The organism is Gordonibacter pamelaeae 7-10-1-b, from assembly GCF_000210055.1.
In the GTDB taxonomy this organism is placed as follows: Bacteria; Actinomycetota; Coriobacteriia; order Coriobacteriales; family Eggerthellaceae; genus Gordonibacter; species Gordonibacter pamelaeae.
In genome coordinates this window covers 344,230-345,229 of the sequence record NC_021021.1, presented here as the reverse complement: position 1 = coordinate 345,229, position 1,000 = coordinate 344,230, and the positions used below count along the sequence as shown (strand labels likewise).

Genomic DNA, 1,000 nt, shown 5'->3' with positions numbered 1-1,000 from the left:
GCTCTACCAGCGCGACCCCGCCTGGTCGCAGGCCCTCTACGGCGGAGACGCGTTCGGGGTGACCGGCTGCGGCCCCACGTGCCTGGCCATGGCGTACGTGGCGCTCACGGGCAGAAGCGACCTCTCCCCTGCCGACGCCGGCGCATTGTCCGAGCGGATGGGATGCGCCTCCTCGGACGGCACGGCCTGGGCCTTCATGACCGAAGGCGCCGCCCAGCTGGGGCTTTCCGCCGAGGAGCTGCCCGCCGACGAGCTGTCGGTGCGCCGCGCTCTCGTGGCGGGGCGGCCCGTGATCTGCAGCATGGGACCCGGCGACTTCACCAGCACGGGCCACTTCATCGTGCTCGCGGGGATCGACGAGCACGGCCGCCTTGAGATACGCGACCCGAACAGCCCCGAGCGCACGGCCAAGACCTGGGACTTCGACACGGTGCTGCGTCAGTGCCGCAACCTCTGGGCCTACTCGGCCGCCTGAGCGGAGCGCAGCGCGCGCACGAGCTGGTCGGCGCACGACGTGGACCGGCGGCCGCAGGTGTTGCCCTCCAGCAGGGCCGCCACGTCGTCCACCGCCATGCCGCGGACGAGCTTCGAGACGGCCTTGAGGTTGCCGTCGCAGCCGCCGGCGAACTCCACGTGGGACACGCGGTCGCCGTCCAGCTCCACGCTGATGGCGCGCGAGCAGACGCCGCGCGGGGTGTAGGTATGCATGGTTCCTTCTCCTTCTTCGCAGGCCGCCGCCTTGCAGGTGCGCGCCCCGGCGGCGGCCGTGCCGGGTAACGCGTTCGCGGTTCAGAACAGGCCGCAGGTGAACAGGAAGTTAAGCGACTTCAGGTTCGCACCCACGTGCTCGTGCGCCCACTGCTGGCAGAAGCGCAGCACGGCGAACGATGCGGACGGGGGGACGTCGAGCTCTGCGATCTCGGCGAACGTCGACCCCATGAGCGCCCTGCACCAGGCCACGGCCGCGGCCGGCACGCCCTGGGCCTCCACGGACGGGCGG

Annotated in this window: 2 protein-coding genes and 1 pseudogene; 1 reads left to right on the top strand and 2 read right to left on the bottom strand. The window is 71.9% G+C overall.

Translation table 11 applies throughout. From position 1 onward, the window contains the following. Positions 1-475, top strand: a 475-nt coding sequence (locus GPA_RS01575; protein WP_041238765.1) for a C39 family peptidase, incomplete at its 5' end; no start/stop codon positions are given. On the opposite strand, the gene GPA_RS01570 is transcribed toward GPA_RS01575, so the two are convergent. After that, entirely contained in the window at positions 460-708 is a 249-nt protein-coding gene (locus GPA_RS01570) for a TIGR03905 family TSCPD domain-containing protein (protein WP_015538748.1), read from the bottom strand. The genes GPA_RS01575 and GPA_RS01570 overlap by 16 nt on opposite strands. 81 nt (positions 709-789) lie before the next feature. After that, a pseudogene (locus GPA_RS01565) lies at positions 790-1,000 on the bottom strand (DNA repair protein RecO); the annotation flags it as partial.